The sequence below is a fragment of the Dactylosporangium sp. NPDC048998 genome, assembly GCF_043197855.1.
Lineage (GTDB): Bacteria > Actinomycetota > Actinomycetes > Mycobacteriales > Micromonosporaceae > Dactylosporangium.
Genome location: NZ_JBICTV010000026.1, coordinates 33,494 through 49,866 on the forward strand (window position 1 = coordinate 33,494; position 16,373 = coordinate 49,866).

A 16,373-nucleotide genomic window follows, 5' to 3' on the forward strand; every position below is an offset into this window, starting at 1 on the left:
GATGGAGCGCATGCGACTGCCCGCGACCACTCGCGCGGCCCTGGCCGCGACCGCCGCCGCCCTGCTCGTCATGCTGCCGCCGGCGCGGCCGGCCTTTGCCCACGACCGGCTGCTGTCCACGGACCCGGCCGACGGTGCGAGCGTGACCACGCCGGTCACCGCGGTGACGCTGACCTTCAACGAGCCGGTCAAGTCGAAGTTCAGCACCATCGTGGTCACCGGCGCCGACGGCGCGAGCCACGCGCAGGGCGCGCCGCGGGGTGTGGACGCCACGCTGATCCAGGCGGTCAGCGCGCTGCCGCCGGGACCGGTGCGGGTGGCGTGGCGGGCGGTCTCCGCCGACGGCCACCCGATCCAGGGCCAGTTCACGTTCACCAACGCGGCGCCGGCGCCCACGAGCGCCGCCGCGTCACCGAGCCCGACCACGGCGGGGGCGATCGCGACGGCGTCAAGCCCGGTGGCCGCCCGGCCGGCCGCGGGCGGGCGGGACTCCTCGACGGCCGTGTGGTGGATCGTCGCCGCGGTCGTGCTCGTGCCGGCGGCGGGCGGTGGCTGGCTGTGGTCCCGGCGGCGACGCGCGGCAGGCGGCTGACCGGCGGTCAGCGGCGTTCGGCCTCCGCCGCGGCCGCGCGCAGGAAGGCGTTGTACCGCGCCAATTCGTCCTCCTCGCCGGTGGCCTCGGCCCGGTCCGCGGCCCGGTCCAGGCGGCGCTGCTCGCGCTCGTCGGCGCGGATCCACCGGACCACGAGCAGCAGCAGGATCGCCGCGGCGGGGATCTCGCCGAAGCTCCACGCCAGCCCGGCGCCCAGGTGCTGGTCGGCCATGAGGCTGTCGGCCCAGGCCGGGTGGACGGCGGTGTACCAGCCCGGCGCGATCACGGTGCGGGACTGCATGAGGGCGAGGCCGAGGAAGGCGTGGAAGGCCATGCCGGCGAAGTGCAGCAGCACCAGCAGCGGCGGCGGTACCGCGCGCCGGCCGGGGTCGACGCCGATGAGCACCCAGTAGAACAGGAACCCGGCCGCCACGAAGTGCGTCAGCATCGCCAGGTGCCCGAGGTGGTAGCGCATCAGAACCTCGAGCAGGTCGCTGAAGTAGAGCGCGTACAGGCCCACCACGTACAGCGCGAGCGCCACGAGGGGATGCGACACCAGCCGCGCCGGCCGGCTGTGCAGGGCCAGCATCAGCCAGTCCCGGGCGCCCCGGACCGCCGGGTCGGCCGGCGGGCGCAGGGTGCGCAGGGCCAGGGTGATCGGGGCGCCGCCGACGAGCAGGATCGGCACCACCATGCCGAGCACCATGTGCTGGGCCATGTGCGCGGAGAACAGCACGTAGGCGTAGCGGGCGAACCCGCCCACCGTGAACAGGCCGAGCAGCAGCATCCCGCCCAGCCAGCTCGCGGTCCGGGCGGCCGGCCACCGGTGCCCGCCCCGCCACAGCCGCCACACCCCGATCGCGTATCCGCCGATCCCGGCCGCGACCACGGCCAGGAAGAAGGCGTCGACCAGCGGCGGCCAGAACACCCGCACGGCGCTCATCGGCGCGGGCGCGGCGAAGCCGAGCAGGTCGGTCACCGGATCGGTCTGGACCGGGTCGGTGGGTACCGGCGTCGGGGCGCGCGACAGGGCCACGGCCAGGCCGAACGTGACGGCGAACAACAGCAGCTCGCCGGCGGCGAGCCGGCGGAACGCGCCCGGCCGCCCGGCCCGCAGGGCGGGCAGGGCGCGGGCGCGGTGCACGGCGCCGAGGATCCCGGCCGAGACGAGCGCGGCGGTCTTGCCCAGCACGAGGAGGCCGTACCGGGAGTGCCACAGCTCCTCGACCGCGCCGAGCCGGACAACTGCGTTGGCCAGGCCGCTGAGCGCGACCGCCACCCAGCACCCGAGGGCCAGGCGGCTGTAGCCGGCCGCGGCGACGCCCAGTACCCGGTCGGAGCGCAGTACGAGCAGCGCGGCCAGGCCGCCGGCCCACAGCGCGGCGGCGACGATGTGCACGGCGAGGCTGGTCACCGCCAGCTGATGGTCCCCGGCCCCGGCGGCGTGCCCGGTCAGCGCCGGCGGCACCAGCCCGGCACACGCCAGCGCGGCCACCACGCCCGCGGCCGTGCGGGTCAGCACCACCCGGCACCCCAGCGCCACCGCCGCGGCGAGCACCGCCTGGGTCAGCGCGGACTGGCCCTGCGCCACCGACCAGGCCAGGCTGCGCACCCCCGCCCACGACACCTGGCCGACCGGCACACCGAGGAGGTCCGACAGTGTCAGCGGCAGCATCACCGCGCTCGCCAGGGCCCAGCCGCCGGCCCACCACGAGGCGCGGCGCAGCAGCCGGTACGCGGCCGGCCCGACCAGCTGCCCGCGGCCGTGACGCTCGGCGCCGCCGCTGCCCTCACCGGCCTCGCCGGCCGTGCCGGGTGGGGCGGCGCTGCCGGGCAGCAGGAACGCCGCCGTCACGCACCAGCCCACCGTCAGGGTGCCGAACACGTCCACCGCCGCCCGGGTCACCGGCAGGCCCCACCGCGTCCACGCGCCCGGATCCGGCAGGCCGGGGATGCGGCCGCCGGCGACCGCGCCGCCGAAGCGCAGAGCCACGATCAGCGTCAGCAGCAGCCCGGCGACCGCGACGACGGCCAGGAGCAGCCGCCGCGCCGGGGAAACGGACACATACCGGTGCAGTAGCGTGAACATCGTCCGGGTGGTCGTCGCCGGGGCCGATCCGGTTCCCGCGACCCGCGAAAGGTCAGGAAGCTCACGGCCCGGGGGCCGTCACCGCGGGTGCTGTTCCAGGTACTCGGTCCAGACCTTCTTCGGCACGGTCATGATCCAGGAGTTGATGACGAGCTCGTTCAGCTCGTCGACGTCGAGGGCTGCCAGTCGCGCGCACACCCACTGGTAGCGCATGTCGGACGGCGGCGGCAGCAGGAACTTGTCGGGCTCGTTCTCCACCAGCGCGGCGCGGGCCTCCTTCGGGTAGCCGAAGCCCATGACGGTCTCGTCACGGGACAGCGACAGGAAGACGATCCGCCCGACCCGCCACTTCAACCGGTCCCGCACCACCACCTCGTAGGCGCGCGGCAGCGTCGAAGTGATCGTGCGGATGTCGTCGACGTCGACCATGCGTCCGCCTCCCGGGGCCTTCCGGATGCTGTACCGTCCGCGAGTATGCCATCGACACACCGTGCGCGTCAGGCGGGGGCGCGGGCTCCCGCCCGGCTAGGATCGAGCGATGAACACCGATTCGCCGACGACCGAACGGCATCGGGTCGACCCCGGCTACACGCACCGGCCCAAGCGGCTCACGCCCGGGCCGCTGCTCGAGGCCGCGGGTGCCCGCCTGAAGTGGTACGACCTGGCCGAGGCCGGCCAGGAGCTACGGGCCGACGAGCGCGCGGCCGCACGCGACTTCGTGGTGTCCGAGGCCCGCGCCGGCGCTCTGGACCTGACCGACGAGCTCGGATTCGTGGTGCTGCACCGTGCCGGCCTGGGCCAGCTGATGTCGGTGTGCTCGTGGCGCGGCAACAACGAGCTGTGGCTGTCCATCTACGGCCGCGCCGAGGGGCTGTTCACGGCGCTGCCCGGCGGGGCGCACCGCCCGACGTACTGCGTCTGGGAGATGGGCGCGGTCTGGCACGAGTCGCAGGCGTGGAGCCGCTACCTGTACTCGGCCCGCGACGCCGCCGCCCGCGACGCCTACCTCGGCGACCTGGCCGCGGGAGCCGTCGCGGATCACCCGCACTGACGACGACCTGGGAGGTCAAGCAATGCCGCAAGACGCACGTCACGACTTCGACTTCCTGCGCGGCACCTGGCAGGCGACGAACCGCTCCCTGCGCAAGCGCCTCGTCGGCTCCGACGAGTGGAACGAGTTCCCGTCCACGCTGCGCTCCACGCCGCTGCTGGACGGCGTGATGAACGTTGACGAGCTGACGATCCCCGGCCGGGACGGCGGCGTGACCCTGCGGGTCTTCCATCCGGACACCGACGAGTGGTCGGTGTACTGGGCGGCCGCCGGCGCCCGCACCGTCGACACCCCGGTCGTCGGGAAGTTCCGCGACGGGGTCGGCGAGTTCTACAGCGACGACACCTGGGAGGGCACGCCGGTGCGGGTGCTCTACAAGTGGGACGCCCGCGACCCCGAGAACCCCCGCTGGGAGCAGGCGTTCTCGGTGGACGGCGGGGAGACGTGGGAGACCAACTGGATCGCGTCGTTCACCCGCGTCAGTCCGTGACGGGATCGACGTCCGCGCTTGTCAGGGCTACGGCCTCGGCGAGCGCGGCGTCGCACGCCTCGGGGGTGGCGGCGCGGCAGATCACGTAGGCGTAGCGGCTGAGGAAGCCGCGCGGTGGCAGCCGTACCACCGCGCCGGGCGCGACGAGCGCCTTCGCCTCCACCAGGCCCGGCACGGCGCCCGGCTCGGGCAGGCGTACGCCGGTGATCCGGCCGTCGCGGTCCGGGTTGGCGAACCTGATGCCGACCGTGCCGCCGTCGTGGCGCTCCAGCGCCGGGGCCGCCCCGACGGCCAGTTCGACCGCGACCCGCCCGGGATCCACGCCGGTGGCGAGCATGCCGACGTAGGGGATGAGGTCGCCGCCGAGGCGCGCGTTGATCTCGATGACGCACGGGCCGCGGCCGGTCAGCCGGATCTCGGTGTGGGTGATGCCGTCGCGGACGCCGACCGCCCGGTGTGCTGCTTCCAGGACGCCCCGCACCTCGGGATCGTCCAGCAGCGGGTCCACGGCGGTGACGGTGTGCCCGGTCTCCTCGAAGTACGGCGGGAAGCCGATCCGCTTGCGGGCCACCACGAACGGCTCGTACCGGCCACCGTGCACGGCCCCGTCGATGCTGAACTCGGGGCCCTCGAGGTACTCCTCGACCAGGACGCCGCCCTCGTACGCGGGTGCGCCGCCGTGGGTCGCCGTCTCCGCGATCATGAAGGCGGCGGCGAGGTCGCCGGGCCCGTCGGCCTTCACCACCCCGATGCTGGCCCCCGCCCCGCGCGGCTTGACCACGACGGGGTAGCCGAACGCCTCGGCCGCCTCGGCGGCGGCCTCGGGCGTCAGGACATAGGCGAAGCGCGGCTGCGGCAGGCCGGCGGCGGTCAGCGCGGTCCGGGTGCGGTGCTTGTTGCGGCACGCGTCGGCGCCGTCGGCGGTGAAGCCGGGCAGGCCCAGCGATTCGGCGATGTGGGCGGTGGCGGTGACGAGCGTCTCGTCGTAGGTGAACACGCCGGCGACGCCGTGCTCCGCGTGGATCTCGTGGGCGGCCTTGACCAGCAGGTCGCGGTCCGGCACCAGCCGGTCCTCGTCGAGCAGCGGCACCACGGTCGCGCCCCGCACGTAGGCCGCCTGCCAGGTCGGCGGGGCGCTGTCCAGCAGCCACAGCGGCCGCCGCCGCGCCGCCGAGGCGAGCAGATACTCCCGGTACTGCCGGCCGCCGCTGCCGACGACGAGCACGGTGCGCTGGTCTTCCACGGTTCCTCCCATCATGTCGCGCGGCCGGCCAGGGCCAGTTCGCGTTCCCGTTCGGCGGGGCTGGTCTCGATGCGGCCGAGCGCCAGCCGCAGCAGCGGCGGCGCCATGACCGAGGTGACGATCGCGACGAGGACCACGACCGTGTAGCCGTCGGTGCTCAGCACGCCCGCGTGCAGCCCGACCGAGGCGACCACGATCTGCACGACGCCGCGGGCGTTGAGACCGGCGCCGAGCGCGAAGGCGCTCCAGCGGTCCATCCGGATGAGCGTCGCGCCGAGGAACGCACCGGCGAACTTGCCGGCGACGGCGACGGCGATGACGGCGACCGCGGTGGCGGCGACCGCCGGACGGGCCAGCGCGGTGAGGTCGATGCGCAGCCCGGCGGTGGCGAAGAAGACCGGGGCGAGGACGTTGAGCACGACCGTGCGCAGCGGGGCGAGGCGGGCCGGGTCGACCAGGCCGGTCGAGGCGACGACGACGCCGCACAGGAACGCGCCGAGCAGCGCCTCCATCCGCAGCGCCTGGGTCCCGGCCGCGCACAGCAGCACGAGTACCGCGACGACGGCCACCGTGACGCCCGGCTCGGCCGATCGCGCCGTGGCGCGCAGGACGACCTTCACCGCCGGGCGCAGCACGACGACCGCGAACAGCACGATGCCGGCGAGCAGCGCCACGCTCGTGGCGACGGTGCCGGCGTGCACGCCGGTGGTGGCCATCGCGGTGACGACCGACAGCAGCAGCCAGCCGGCCACGTCGTCGACGCTGGCCGAGATGATGGTGAGCTGGCCGAGGTCGCGGTGCAGGAAGCCGAGCTCGGTGAGGATCTTCGCGATCACCGGCAGCGCGCTCACGCACAGCGCCACGCCGAGGAACATCGCGAACAGCGTGCGGTCGCCGGACGGCGGCAGGATCGCGGCCGGCAGCACGAACCCGAGCGCGACGCCGAGCCCCAGCGGGAGGATGAGGCTCGGCACGCTGACCGCGGCCGCCCGCACGCCCTGCCGGCGCAGCAGGCCGATGTCGAGGTACATGCCGGTGACCCCGACGAGCAGGAGCATGCCGAGCTGGCCGACGCCGTCGAGCATGTCGAAGTGCTTGGCCGGGAACAGCCATCCCGACAGGTCCGGCGCGACGTGGCCGAGCAGCGACGGGCCGAGCAGCACGCCGGCGCACAGCTCGCCGACGATCTGTGGCATGCCCAGCCGGGCGGCGAGCCGCCCGAGCAGGACGGCGAGGGCCAGCAGGGTCCCGATCTGGAGCAGGAACAGCAGCAGCGCGGGCGCGGCCAGGGGCGGCGCAGGGCTCATGCCGTCACCTCCGCTTCGCTCCGGCAGCGGCACGAGCTGCACCTGCGTTTCCGATGAGCGGCCACTCCGCTTCGCTCCGGACCGCTCATGCCGTCACCTCCTCCAGGGCCTCGACGCCGCTCGCGGCGTGCGGCGGGAAGCGTTCCCACTCTTCGTGCAGCACCACGCGGCCGTCGTCGAGCAGCTCCGGGGTGCTGCGGCAGCGCCCGGCGACGACCCGGCCGTCGCCGAGGACCATGGTGTAGGCGAACTCGAGCGAGCCGTCGTCGGCGCAGCGGCCGGCGAGCGAACCGCGGCGCACGCCGGAGCCGGACAGCTCCGCCCACAGCAGGTCGCCGTCCTGGCGGTACGTGGTGATCGCGCCGTCCGGGCCGTGCCCGCGGGCCCGGAACCGGCGCCCGTCATAGTTGATCATCTCAGCTCCAGGGTGCAGCACTTCACGGCGCCGCCCGCCTTGAGCAGCTCGCTGACGTCGACGCCGATCGGCTCGAAGCCGCGCGCGGCCAGGGCGGCGGCGAGGGCGGTGGCCGGCTCCGGCAGCACCACGTGCCGCCCGTCGCTGACCGCGTTGAGCCCGAAGACGAGCGCGTCCTCCTCGCCGGCGACGATCGCGCCGGGGTAGAGCCGCTCCAGCAGTGCGCGGCTGCTGGCGGAGAACGCCTCCGGGAAGTACATGATCTCCTCGTCGGACAGCACCGCGAGCGCGGTGTCGAGGTGGTAGAAACGCGGGTCGACCAGGGTGAGCCCGACGACCTCGATGCCGAGGTGCTCGCGCGCCTCGTCGTGGGCGCCCGGGTCGGAGCGGAACCCCGTGCCGGCGAGGATCCGCCGGCCGATCGTCAGGAAGTCGCCCTCCCCCTCGTTGACCAGCGCCGGCCGGTGCACGGCCCGGTAGCCGTTGGCGGCGAACCAGGCGTCGTAGGCCTCGGCCTCGCCGGCCCGCTGGACGTGGCGGAACTTCGCCAGGAGCACCCGGCCGTCGACGACGGTGGCGCCGTTGGCGGCGAACACCATGTCGGGGTAGCCCGGCAGCGGGTCGATGTAGGCGATCTCATGGCCGAGCCCCGTGTACACGTCGCGGATGCGTTCCCACTGGGCGATCGCGAGCGCCGGATCGACGGGCTTGTCCGGGTGCATCCAGGGGTTGATCGAGTAGGTCACGTCGAAGTGGGTGGGGCGGCACATGAGGTACCGGCGGGGCCGGGGGGTGCGGTTCGGCACGGACGCTCCTGTCGGTCACGGGATGGCGGGTCAGTGCACGCGGCGGTCGGCCGTGGTGCCGCGGTGGCGGATGTTCCACAGGCTGCGCCGCAGGTAGGTGCGCTGCAGCCAGCGGTCGGTGCCGTCGTGCTTGGCGGCGAAGACCGACCGGGCATGCAGTCCCTTGCGGTTGTTGATGAGCAGCGCCGTGCCCGGCTCCAGGTGCACCCGGTGGGCGACCTCGATGCAGGTGCGCTGCAGCTCGGCGAGCGCCGCCTCGGCGTCGGCGGTGAGCCCGCGCACGCCGTTGGCGGACACCGCGATCTCGGGGCAGTGCGCCGGCCCGGACACGATCGGGACCGGTTCGGAAAGGACCTCGACGCCGCCGGCGATGTCGCGGACGTAGCTGCCCGGCGCGTTGAGCCGGAACAACGGGGCCCGCAGCGTCGCGAGGACCCGCTGGTCGAGGGCGCGGGACACGTCGCGGGCGTCGGCGTAGTAGGTGACCGCCTCCCTGCCGGCGTCCTGCCGCAGGCAGTGCAGCACCAGGAAGTCCGGGTTGGACACGTCGTAACGGCCGGCGTCGTCGTGGACGATGTCGTTGTGGAAGTTGAGGAAGACCACCGAGCTCTGGTTGGTCTGCGTGGTCGCGCCGGTGGCCACCGGCACCACGTCGTGCACCAGCCGGCCCGCCTTCTCCGTGGTGAAGCCGACCGGCTCGCCGAGGAGCTGGCTCAGGCCGAGCAGCACGCCCTCGGCGACGAATGTGCGCTTCTCGCGGCTCGGCCCGCCGTCGGTCGGCGTCGGCGGCACCTGCGGGTCGACGGGCAGGTTGCGCACCAGCGCCACGCCCGGGGTGTCGACGTGCCGGCCGAAGTCGAGGATCTCCTGCAGCTGCTCGACGGGCAGCGCGGCGAACGCGACGTAGAAGCGGGCCAGCGACCGGTCGATGTCCTCCATCGGGTTGGGCAGCGGCAGCAGCGCCGCGCCAATGCGGTCGCGGACGTCATCGGTCAACACGATCTCGCCGAAGGTCCGCGCCGGGCTCGGCCGCGCGGTAATCGGGTCGCTGATCGGAGTGGTCGTCATTTCCTGTTCTCCTCTCGGTGCCGAGCGGCGGCTCGGGCAGCCACAGGTCCTCCCGGTCGAGCTGGGACACGTCGTACTTGCCCAGCGCGCTGATCAGGAGGCGCAGTTCGAGTTCCAGGCACCGCACGAGGCGGACCAGGCCGTCGGCCGGGTCCTCGTCGACCGCGAGCAGCGCGGCCCGGCCCAGCCCGACGGCGGAGGCGCCCAGCGCGAGGCATTTCAGGGCCCGGCCGCCCTCCCAGATGCGGCCCGAGACGTTGAGGCCCCCGGGCCGGGCGCTGGGCAGGGCGCTGGGCAGGGCGCCGTCGCGCGGCCCGGCCAGGCGGCGCAGGCACTCGGCCAGCGGCAGGCCGACCTGGTCGAGGAAGACGGTCGGCGCCCAGCCGGTGCCACCCTCGGCGCCGTCGACGGTGACCGCGTCGGCGCCCGCCCGCCAGGCCACCTCGGCGGCCGCGGCGACGTCGCGGCCGGGGTGCAGCTTCACCCACACCCGGGCGCGCGGATAGTTGTTGCGCATCAGGCGCACCTGGTGGCGCAGGATCTCCGCGGTGAAGGTGCCCGGGCTGCTGGAGCGCAGCACCGTCCCGGCGCCGAAGGCGTCGTCGACGACGTAGCGGCGGCGCACCGCGGCGGCGGCCTCGGGCGTCATCATCGTCATGCCGCCCAGCCCCGGCTTGGCGCCCTGGCCGACCTTGAGCTCGAAGGCGAGCCGGCCGGTGTCGAGCAGGCCGGTGGCGTAGGGGTCGCTGTAGACGAGATTCCACACCTCGGCGTCGGCGTCCTCGGTGCTCTGCTGCACGACCACGCCGCCATGGGTGCCGTGGCCGCCGCCGGCCGCCTCGGTGTAGGCGCGGATGCGGTCCAGCAGCATCCGGCCGTCGGATGCGTCGCCCGCCGAGCGGCCGTAGCCGCGCATGGGCACCACGTTCTCGCCGATGACCATCGGCAGGCCGAGCCGGCCGGCCTGGGTGCTCGCGGCGACGCCGAGGTCGCCGCCGGCCACGCGAGTGGAGCCGAACGCGCAGACGAACACCGGCAGCGGCGCGGTGAACCCGCCGACGCTCGACGTCAGGTCGACGTCGCCGTACATCGGCTCGCGGCCGAGGTCGAACAGCTTCTCCAGCCGCCCGGGGACGAACACGGGCGGCACGATCCGCATCCGGTCGAGCTCGTCGCCGTCCCCGGCGGGTCCAGCGCCGAACAGCGTGCGGCCGTAGCCGTCGAAGCCCGGGAAGACCGCGGCGGTGCCCTCCCGGGCGCGGGCCCGGATCGCGGCTTCCGGCAGATGCGGCGCATGAATTCCGGTCACGCGCCCTCCGCTTCGCTCCGGCCGCGCGACCTCCGGGCTGTGCCCATGGTGACCGGCCTCTCCGCTTCGCTCCGAACCGGTCACGGTGACGCGATCCCGGGCAGCTTCGGATAGGCGTTGGCCTGCCACACCGCGTCCAGGCCTGCGAGGTAGCGGGTCACCCGTTCCAGGCCGAGGCCGAATCCCGCGCTGGAGGGCAGGCCGTCTCGGGCGATGTCGAGGTACCAGGCGTACTTCGCCGGGTTCTCCCCCGTCTCCCGCATCCGCTCGATGAGCCTGCGGTACTCGTACGTGCGCTCGCCGCCGCTGGCCAGTTCGCCGAAGCCGTCGGCGGCGATGAGGTCGAAGTTGCGCAGGACGCCGGGCTCGGTGTACGACTCGCCGTCGGTGAAGCCGCGGGAGCCCTTCGGGTAGTCGACGATGAAGAACGGCCGGTCGGTCTGCTCGGAGATGAGCCGCTCGCCGACCCAGTCGATCTCCGCGTCGGTGCTCTGCAGGTGCCCCAGGTCCCGCAACGTCTGTACCGCCTGGGCGTGGGTCATGCGCAGGAAGTCCTCGCGCAGCAGCGCGGCGAACGCCTCCGGGTCGCGGCCGAGGGCGGCCAGGTCGGCCTTCGACTCGCGCAGCGTGTAGGTGACGATGTGGCGCAGCAGGCCCTGCACGACATCGAGAACGTCGTCGCGGGTGGCGTCGCGGACCTCGACGTCGATCTGGGTGAACTCGACGAGGTGCCGGCCGGTCGTCGCGGTCTCCAGCGGCTCGAGCCGCACGTTCGGCGCGATATAGAAGATCTTGTCGAACGCGAGCAGCGAGGCCTGCTTGTAGAGGATGACGCTCGTCATGATCTTGTAGTGGTGCCCGTAGAAGTCCACGTCGAGCTGCTTGGCGCCGCGCACGCCCGGGTCGGTGACCGGCCCGATGACCGGCGGCATCATCTCCGTGAACCCGTTGGTGAACAGGTACTCCCGGGTCGCCGCGGTGATCGAGTTCTGGATCCGCAAGGCGGCCTGGGTGACCGGCGAGGTCAGGTGCTCCCGGGGCGACGGCGGCAGCTGCCCGGGCGAAAGCTTCACATTCAACGGCGTCTGCGTCATGGCGCACTTCCCTCGTGCTGCGGTAGCGGGCGGTGGCCGGGCGCCTCGTCGAGGACGCTTCCGGCCGCGGAACAGTCGAACTTGTGCTGCATGAACCGCAGCGACGCCAGCAGGTCGGCGGAGGACACCCGGCCGGCACCCGAGGGCCGCACGAGGTCGCCGAGCGGCAGGTCGCCGATGCGCTGCCACTGCAGCCGGCCGTCACCGTCGACGTAGCCGCGCGCCTGGCCCGGGTTGTCCGGGTGCAGGCAGAACGGCACGTCGAGCTGGCCGCCGGCAAACGCCTTGAGCAGCGCCCGGCCGATGTCGTCGTCGAGCGACAGGACGTTGCCGACCAGCGCCCGGGCCTGGGCGAGGATGCCGGTGTCGGGCGCCTTGACGGCCCCGAGCTCGGTACGGGCGACCGTGGCCGCGTGTTCCAGCGCGGTGACGTTCTCCGCGATGGTCGGCAGCCGGTGCGCCTCGGCGGTCGTCTTCACGATGAGCCGGCTGGCCCCGGACCGCACGGCGAGCCGGGCCGACTCGGCGAGCAGCCGCAGCGCCCCGGCCGGCGTCCTGGGATAGACGCCCATGTACGTGTAGATGACCAGGTGGGTGCGCGGCAGTGGCAGGTACTCCCCGACGAGCGTCCGCAGCGCGGCGACGGCCTCCTCGTCCTGCTCGGGATGGGTCTGCTGCGCGTAGCTGAAGGAGATGCACCGCACCCCGTGCTGGGCGAAGAACATCCCCTCCAGCAGGCTCAGCGCGACCAGCATCGCGGGCGGGCACAGCTGGCCCATCATGCAGCCGCCGAACGTCTCCAGGTGCGGCTCCCGGGTGGGCCGGCGCGCCTCGGCGAGGATTTCGCAGCAGCGCCGCCAGTTGTCCACCGCCTCGCGCAGCGGCATCCGGCTGTACGGCAGGCAGTACGACACCGGGCCGCCCTCGGTCGCGTGCAGCCCGTGGTCGAGCAGCGCGCGGATGATGTGCCGGGCGTCCGCGGAGCCGTGGCGCACCTGCACCGGGAAGAGTGGGTTGACCGCGTCGTCGAGGATCGCCGCGGTGACCGCCGCGTCCTGGTCGACGAGCGGGTACCCGTTCAGCTCGGCCCCGGTGGCGATGGCCTCGCGGGCCGCCCGGTGGTCGCCGAGCCGGGTGTAGCTGTCCAGGGTGATCGTGCCGACCGTGGCCGCGCGCGCCTTGCGGGTGGCGATGAGCCCTTGCCGCATGCGCGCCGGGTCGCTGAACCCCATCCGGGGCTGGACGACGAGCCGGCCGCGGTCGTGGTGCTGCGCGACGATGTCGCCGAACGACGCGGCGCGCAGCGGGAGCACGGCGGTCATCGCGCCCCGATCGGCTCGCCGGAACCCGAGCCGGAGCGGTCCAGTTGGGCGCCGCCGTCGGGTACGGCGGCGTCGGCGGCGATGCGGTGCACCATCGAGCGGAACGTGGTGATGCCGCCGGCGTCCTCGAACACCGAGTCGAAGCCGGCGTCGATGAGCCGCTCGGCGGTGCTCCGGTCGGCCCCGCCGGTGGCGTCGAGCCGGCCGCCGATCACGGCCGGCAGCGCGGCCAGGCCGGGCACGGCGCGCAGCGCCCGGATCAGCCGCAGCCCGTCGTGCACGCCGTGGCCGTTGATGCTGCTGATCACCAGCAGGTCCGGCGCCTGCGTCACGCACGCGGCCAGGATCGTCTCGTCGGGGGTGCAGGCGCCGAGGTTGATGACCCGGCACCGCATCTCCTCGAGCACGAGCTGCAGGTAGACGAGGTTCCAGGTGTGCGCGTCGGAGGACAGGCTGGTGAGCACGACGGTCAGCGGGCGGGCCCGAACGGTCTCGAGGGCCATGGCTAGCCGACCGCCACCTCGGCGGCCTCGCCCACCGGCCGCACGTCGATCTCCACCAGGGCGGCGGCCGCGTCGGCGAGGCGCAGCGCCTCGGCCGGGGTGTCCGCGACGACCATCACGTCGCCGGCGCGGTCCCAGGAGCTGCGCAGCCCGTCGAACCGGGCGCCCGGCGCGGCGCTGATGTCGCACTCCACGACGCCGGCGGTGGCCGCGGCGGCCGCCACCCCGCGTACCTCGGTGACCACGCCGGGCGGGGTGGTCAGGAACCGGATCGCCGCGGCACCGGCGGCGCGCTGCGGCAGTTCCGGCAGCGGCCGGCCCTTGAGCAGGGCGTAGTAGGCGTGCAGCAGCTTGATCGGGTAGGCCCGCGCGATGAGCATGACGAGCCCGTCGCCGGGCAGCCGACCGGCGCATTCGACGAGGTACGGCGTGTCGCCGGAGACGATCCATTCGCAGTGCACGATGCCGTCGCGGAAGTCCACCGCCTCGACGACGAGCCGGGTCTGCGCGACGATCCGCTCGGTGAGCGCGGCCGGGAGGTCGGCGGGAACGACGTGGCCCGACTCGACCGGCCGGTCGCCGGGGAACAGCCGCTTGCCGGTGACGTTGGCCCACACGCCGGCGCCGTCGCGGACGAGCATCTCGCAGCTGTACTCGCTGCCGTGCACGTAGCGCTCGGCGAGCATGCGCAGCGGCATCGGCCGGTCGGGCACGCGCACGCCCTCGTCCTGCACGATGCACTCGGCCCACGCGGCCTCGACGTCGGCGGGGTCGTGGATGATGCGGGTGCCGACGGCGGCCTGCCGGTTGGCCGGCTTGAGCACGACGGGCGCGCCCAGCTCGCGCATGAGCGCGCGGACCTGGGCCGGGCTGTCCACCGCGACGCTCTCCGGGTTGGCCACCCCGGCGGCTCGGCTGACCTGACGCAGCATCGCCTTGTCCCGCAGCAGCTGGGCGGCGGTGGCGCCGGCGCCGGGCCGGCGGTAGCGCTCGGCGAGCCGGGCGGCGAACGGCGTGGCGTACTCGGTGAGCGGGATGACGGCGGCCGGGTCGAGGTCGCGGTGGCGCAGGTAGAACTCGTCGGCCTTGCCGGGCAGGCCGTGCTCCCACTCGATGAGGGTGCGCACGTACGGCGAGGCGTCCAGGTCGGCGCGGGCGTTGCGCTTGCGCACGACGTCGGGCTCCTCGACCCAGATCACCGAGTCCTCGGGCTGCAGGCCGGCCAGCGCGGCGGCCGCGCCTGCTACGTAGCCCACAATGATGATCGTCTCGTTCATCCCGCGTCCTCGACGTAGTACCAGTTCTCCGGGTTCTGCAGCCCATACGGGTTGACCGGGGCGAATCCGCGCAGGTGGGAGGCGACCTCGAAGACACGGCGGGGCGTCGTCGGCAGCAACAGCACCGGTACCTGCTCGGCGAGGTACTCCTGGTACTCGTACAGCGCGGCGAGGTCGTCGGTGGTCACGGTGCGGGCGATGAGCTCGTCGGCGCGGGCGTCGCGGTAGTTGCTGAAGTTGGCGGTGGCGTCGCTCTGGAACAGGTTTTCGCCGGTGGGCAGGTTGTACTGCCACCCGCCGCCCCAGTTGGAGATGTCCCAGGGGCGCCCGGGGCCGGGGCCGTCCTCGGCCACCAGCACTGAGCCGATGACCGCCTCCAGGCGCAGCTCGATGCCCGCCTTGGCGGCGTCCGCGGCGAACTGCTTCATCAGCCGGGCCAGCGCCGGGCGGCCGTCGGCGTAGCGCAGCGACAGGCTGAGTTCGGTGCCGGCCGGGATACCCTCGCCGGCCTCCCCCGGCCCGGTGCCCGGCCGCACGCACACCGCCGGGGTGCGGCTGACGTCCCAGCCGTTGTCGGCGAGCAGGGCGCGGGCCCGCTCCAGGTTGAACGGCCACCGCCCGTAGCCGGTGCGCAGGTCCGGCGCCACGAACTCGTTGCGGGGCAGGATCGGCACCGGGCCGGTCTGCGCCCAGCCGTAGCCGCGGTAGATCTCCCGCTCGCCGTACTCCTGGTCGATGCAGCTCTGCAGCGCCTGGCGCAGGTACGGCTGCCGGATGAGGTGCCCGGAGATCGTGGGGTTGGAGAAGTTCAGCGCCATGAAGTTGATGGCGAACGTGACCTGCGGGTGCAGCGTGTAGCCGGCGCCGAGCGGGTTGGGGCCGCCGACGGTCGGGTCGCCGTCGGGCTGCTCGCCCGCGCCGAGCGGCAGGAACCCGACCTGGATCGAGTCCTCGCCGCGCGGGCCGCGCTCCCGCATGACCTCGAACTGGGCCTCGTCGGTGTCGGTCGGCACCTGCCGGAACTCGTCGAGGTGCGCCGGGTTGGGGCCGCTGTAGTGCTCGTTGGGCACGAACGTGACGGCGGCGTCCAGCGTGAAGCTCTTGAGCCGCCAGGGCCCGTTGACCACGCTCCAGATCGGGCTGTCCGCCCACCGGGTGCGGTGCTCGTTGCCCTCGGCGACCGGGTTGCCGTTCTCGGCCATCAGGTAGTCGTAGACCGCCTCGACCTGGTCCGGGTCGTTGGAGGCGTCGGCCGGGCCGTCGGCGGTGCGGTCCCACGCCTTCGGAAACGGCGTGATCATGGTGAGCTGGTTGAACAGCACCCACCGCTTCGAGTACACCTTGTCGAACGTGAACCGGACCGCGTCGTCGGCGACCTTTTCGAAGGAGACGAGGTTGTCCGGGAAGTAGCCGGCGACGTAGAGGCCGAAGCGGGTCGCCTTGCGGCGCAGCATGTGCATGAACAGCATGACGTTGTCGGCGCAGACGGTCTCGCCGTTGGACCACTTCCACGGCTTGATCCGCACGGTGCAGGTGCGCCCGTCCGGCTCCCAGACCGGCTCGTCGGCGAGGCTGAGGTCGAAGTCCATCTCGAGCGAGCCCCGCCGGCCGTACCAGTACAGCGGCCGGTACATGAGCATCTGGAACTCGTAGATGCTGCGGCTGCCGTACCGCTCGGCCGGGGTGAACGGGAAGATGACCGCCGGCGGGAAGCCGGCCATGCACGCCCACGTGGCCACGCCACCGCGGACCGGCACGGCGTCCGGCCGGCTCGCGGCGCCCTCCACTTGCTTGTCCATCGATACCT

The 16,373-nt window shown here is 73.7% G+C and carries 16 protein-coding genes; 3 read left to right on the forward strand and 13 right to left on the reverse strand.

Translation table 11 applies throughout. The features are described 5' to 3' along the window. Nucleotides 1–10: 10 nt before the first annotated feature. Nucleotides 11–592, forward strand: coding sequence for a copper resistance protein CopC (locus ACGFI8_RS36765; RefSeq protein WP_392811712.1), 582 nt, complete (start codon nucleotides 11–13; stop codon nucleotides 590–592). A 7-nt stretch (nucleotides 593–599) separates the two neighbouring features. On the opposite strand, the gene ACGFI8_RS36770 is transcribed toward ACGFI8_RS36765, so the two are convergent. Both ACGFI8_RS36770 and ACGFI8_RS36775 read right to left on the reverse strand, forming a co-directional pair. Further along, nucleotides 600–2,681 (reverse strand): cytochrome c oxidase assembly protein, encoded by a 2,082-nt coding sequence (locus ACGFI8_RS36770; RefSeq protein ID WP_392811713.1) that lies wholly within the window; start codon nucleotides 2,679–2,681, stop codon nucleotides 600–602. Between the two features lie 78 nt (nucleotides 2,682–2,759). Continuing rightward, on the reverse strand, nucleotides 2,760–3,110 hold the full coding sequence (locus ACGFI8_RS36775) for an MmcQ/YjbR family DNA-binding protein (RefSeq protein ID WP_392811714.1): 351 nt from the start codon (nucleotides 3,108–3,110) through the stop codon (nucleotides 2,760–2,762). A 109-nt stretch (nucleotides 3,111–3,219) separates the two neighbouring features. Between ACGFI8_RS36775 and ACGFI8_RS36780 the strand changes: the two genes are divergently transcribed. Both ACGFI8_RS36780 and ACGFI8_RS36785 read left to right on the forward strand, forming a co-directional pair. Beyond that, complete coding sequence (locus ACGFI8_RS36780; RefSeq protein ID WP_392811716.1) at nucleotides 3,220–3,732, forward strand: hypothetical protein; 513 nt, start codon at nucleotides 3,220–3,222, stop codon at nucleotides 3,730–3,732. 22 nt (nucleotides 3,733–3,754) lie between these two features. Then, entirely contained in the window at nucleotides 3,755–4,222 is a 468-nt protein-coding gene (locus tag ACGFI8_RS36785; protein WP_392811717.1) for a hypothetical protein, read from the forward strand. Here ACGFI8_RS36785 and ACGFI8_RS36790 read toward each other — a convergent pair. From ACGFI8_RS36790 to ACGFI8_RS36840, 11 genes are all read right to left on the reverse strand, one after another. Beyond that, the gene (locus tag ACGFI8_RS36790; protein ID WP_392811718.1) at nucleotides 4,212–5,465 is read right to left on the reverse strand and encodes an ATP-grasp domain-containing protein; all 1,254 of its coding nucleotides are present in this window, start codon (nucleotides 5,463–5,465) and stop codon (nucleotides 4,212–4,214) included. The genes ACGFI8_RS36785 and ACGFI8_RS36790 overlap by 11 nt on opposite strands. 11 nt (nucleotides 5,466–5,476) lie before the next feature. Next, nucleotides 5,477–6,772 (reverse strand): cation:proton antiporter, encoded by a 1,296-nt coding sequence (locus tag ACGFI8_RS36795; protein WP_392811719.1) that lies wholly within the window; start codon nucleotides 6,770–6,772, stop codon nucleotides 5,477–5,479. Between the two features lie 85 nt (nucleotides 6,773–6,857). Further along, nucleotides 6,858–7,187: a hypothetical protein gene (locus ACGFI8_RS36800; RefSeq protein WP_392811720.1), complete on the reverse strand. Its 330-nt coding sequence runs from the start codon at nucleotides 7,185–7,187 to the stop codon at nucleotides 6,858–6,860. Then, complete coding sequence (gene ddaH / locus ACGFI8_RS36805) at nucleotides 7,184–7,993, reverse strand: dimethylargininase (protein ID WP_392811721.1); 810 nt, start codon at nucleotides 7,991–7,993, stop codon at nucleotides 7,184–7,186. The genes ACGFI8_RS36800 and ddaH overlap by 4 nt, the downstream gene beginning before the upstream one ends. Before the next feature lie 30 nt (nucleotides 7,994–8,023). Further along, a complete protein-coding gene (locus tag ACGFI8_RS36810; RefSeq protein ID WP_392811722.1) occupies nucleotides 8,024–9,061 on the reverse strand; it encodes a TauD/TfdA family dioxygenase in 1,038 nt (345 codons plus the stop codon). Then, nucleotides 8,979–10,370: a glutamate synthase-related protein gene (locus tag ACGFI8_RS36815; RefSeq protein ID WP_392811724.1), complete on the reverse strand. Its 1,392-nt coding sequence runs from the start codon at nucleotides 10,368–10,370 to the stop codon at nucleotides 8,979–8,981. Before ACGFI8_RS36815 ends, ACGFI8_RS36810 begins: the two co-directional genes overlap by 83 nt. 80 nt (nucleotides 10,371–10,450) lie before the next feature. Continuing rightward, complete coding sequence (locus ACGFI8_RS36820; RefSeq protein WP_392811726.1) at nucleotides 10,451–11,464, reverse strand: asparagine synthetase A; 1,014 nt, start codon at nucleotides 11,462–11,464, stop codon at nucleotides 10,451–10,453. Continuing rightward, nucleotides 11,461–12,786, reverse strand: coding sequence for a methylaspartate mutase (locus tag ACGFI8_RS36825; RefSeq protein WP_392811728.1), 1,326 nt, complete (start codon nucleotides 12,784–12,786; stop codon nucleotides 11,461–11,463). The genes ACGFI8_RS36820 and ACGFI8_RS36825 overlap by 4 nt, the downstream gene beginning before the upstream one ends. After that, a complete protein-coding gene (locus ACGFI8_RS36830) occupies nucleotides 12,783–13,289 on the reverse strand; it encodes a cobalamin B12-binding domain-containing protein (RefSeq protein WP_392811730.1) in 507 nt (168 codons plus the stop codon). Before ACGFI8_RS36830 ends, ACGFI8_RS36825 begins: the two co-directional genes overlap by 4 nt. 2 nt (nucleotides 13,290–13,291) lie before the next feature. Then, nucleotides 13,292–14,566, reverse strand: a complete 1,275-nt coding sequence (locus ACGFI8_RS36835; RefSeq protein WP_392811731.1) for an ATP-grasp domain-containing protein — start codon at nucleotides 14,564–14,566, stop codon at nucleotides 13,292–13,294. After that, nucleotides 14,563–16,365 (reverse strand): ABC transporter substrate-binding protein, encoded by a 1,803-nt coding sequence (locus ACGFI8_RS36840; protein ID WP_392811732.1) that lies wholly within the window; start codon nucleotides 16,363–16,365, stop codon nucleotides 14,563–14,565. The genes ACGFI8_RS36835 and ACGFI8_RS36840 overlap by 4 nt, the downstream gene beginning before the upstream one ends. Nucleotides 16,366–16,373 lie beyond the last annotated feature (8 nt).

Bases quoted from the DNA above. Each gene is read 5' to 3' on its own strand.
- ACGFI8_RS36795 (WP_392811719.1), bottom strand. From the start codon at position 6,772: ATGAGCCCTGCGCCGCCCCTGGCCGCGCCCGCGCTGCTGCTGTTCCTG.
- ACGFI8_RS36840 (WP_392811732.1), bottom strand. From the start codon at position 16,365: ATGGACAAGCAAGTGGAGGGCGCCGCGAGCCGGCCGGACGCCGTGCCG.
- ACGFI8_RS36765 (WP_392811712.1), top strand. From the start codon at position 11: ATGCGACTGCCCGCGACCACTCGCGCGGCCCTGGCCGCGACCGCCGCC.
- ACGFI8_RS36770 (WP_392811713.1), bottom strand. From the start codon at position 2,681: ATGTTCACGCTACTGCACCGGTATGTGTCCGTTTCCCCGGCGCGGCGG.
- ACGFI8_RS36780 (WP_392811716.1), top strand. From the start codon at position 3,220: ATGAACACCGATTCGCCGACGACCGAACGGCATCGGGTCGACCCCGGC.
- ACGFI8_RS36830 (WP_392811730.1), bottom strand. From the start codon at position 13,289: ATGGCCCTCGAGACCGTTCGGGCCCGCCCGCTGACCGTCGTGCTCACC.
- ACGFI8_RS36835 (WP_392811731.1), bottom strand. From the start codon at position 14,566: ATGAACGAGACGATCATCATTGTGGGCTACGTAGCAGGCGCGGCCGCC.
- ACGFI8_RS36800 (WP_392811720.1), bottom strand. From the start codon at position 7,187: ATGATCAACTATGACGGGCGCCGGTTCCGGGCCCGCGGGCACGGCCCG.
- ACGFI8_RS36785 (WP_392811717.1), top strand. From the start codon at position 3,755: ATGCCGCAAGACGCACGTCACGACTTCGACTTCCTGCGCGGCACCTGG.
- ACGFI8_RS36825 (WP_392811728.1), bottom strand. From the start codon at position 12,786: ATGACCGCCGTGCTCCCGCTGCGCGCCGCGTCGTTCGGCGACATCGTC.
- ACGFI8_RS36775 (WP_392811714.1), bottom strand. From the start codon at position 3,110: ATGGTCGACGTCGACGACATCCGCACGATCACTTCGACGCTGCCGCGC.
- ACGFI8_RS36810 (WP_392811722.1), bottom strand. From the start codon at position 9,061: ATGACGACCACTCCGATCAGCGACCCGATTACCGCGCGGCCGAGCCCG.
- ACGFI8_RS36820 (WP_392811726.1), bottom strand. From the start codon at position 11,464: ATGACGCAGACGCCGTTGAATGTGAAGCTTTCGCCCGGGCAGCTGCCG.